Annotated in this window: 1 protein-coding gene; it reads right to left on the minus strand. The window is 72.7% G+C overall.

Annotated elements, in window-relative coordinates:
- Nucleotides 1–1,062 (minus strand): polyketide synthase (locus ADK55_RS15655; protein ID WP_199826532.1); only part of this gene is annotated, 1,062 nt, incomplete at both ends.

The raw sequence follows: 1,062 nt of genomic DNA on the forward strand, positions 1-1,062 counted from the left end.
CGAACCGATCGCGCAGAACTGCGACCTGTCCGTCACCCCACGCCACGCACGGGTCAAACCCTCCACCTCGATCGGATCACCCAGACCCGTCCCCGTCCCATGCGCCTCCACCAGACCGATCGACTCCACCGACACCCCCGCGTCCCGCAACGCCGCGGAGATGACGTCGGATTGGGCTCGCGGGCTGGGCGCCGAGTAGCGGCTGGTGCGTCCGCCGTGGTTGACGGCCGCGCCCTTGACCACGCCTCGGATCCGGTCGCCGTCGCGCACGGCGTCGTCGTACCTTCGCAGGACGACGGCAACGGCTCCTTCTCCGGGGACGAAGCCGTCGGCGGTGCTGTCGAAGGCGCGGCTGCGGTGCCGGGGCGACAGGGCCATGAGGTCGCCCATCGACCGGAAGTACTCCGGGCTGATGCCGGCGTGCACGGCTCCGATCACCGCCGTGTCGATGTCACCGGGGCGCAGGTGCTGGAGCGCCGAGTGCAGGGCGACCAGCGGGGAGGAGCAGAGGGCGTTGACGAGTCCGCTCGGGCCGTGCCAGTCCATCAGGTACGACAGCCGATTGGCGATCATCGCCTCCAGGCCGAGGCCTCGGCCGTCGGCCACGCCGTGGCGCACGCGCTCCTCGTGGTAGTGGTCGTGGCTGTAGGCGATCCACAGACCGGTGCTGCCGTGGGCGCGGGTGCCGATCCGGCCGCCGTCCTCCAGGGCTTCCCAGATCGTCTCGTAGACGATGCGTGCCTGCGGATCGATGAGGGGGGCTTCGCGGGCCGAGATCCGGAAGGGAGCGGGGTCGAACTCGTCCACGCGGTCCAGGAACGAGGCGTGCGGGACCGGCCCTTCCGTCTTCTGCCATCGCCCTTCGGGCAGCGGGCGGACCGTGTCCCGGCCTTCGACGAGCAGTTCGGCGAAGGCGGCCAGGGAACCGGCGGTGGGCAGCCGGATCGCGGCGCCCACGACGGCGACGTCGCGCGGCCGCGAGGCCGGGACTGCCTCGGAGCGCGCCTCCGCGTGGCCGGCGGCGTCGGCGGCGACCGGGCGCGGTGTGGCGGTGACGGTGGC

Source organism: Streptomyces sp. WM4235 (genome assembly GCF_001279725.1).
Lineage (GTDB): Bacteria > Actinomycetota > Actinomycetes > Streptomycetales > Streptomycetaceae > Streptomyces.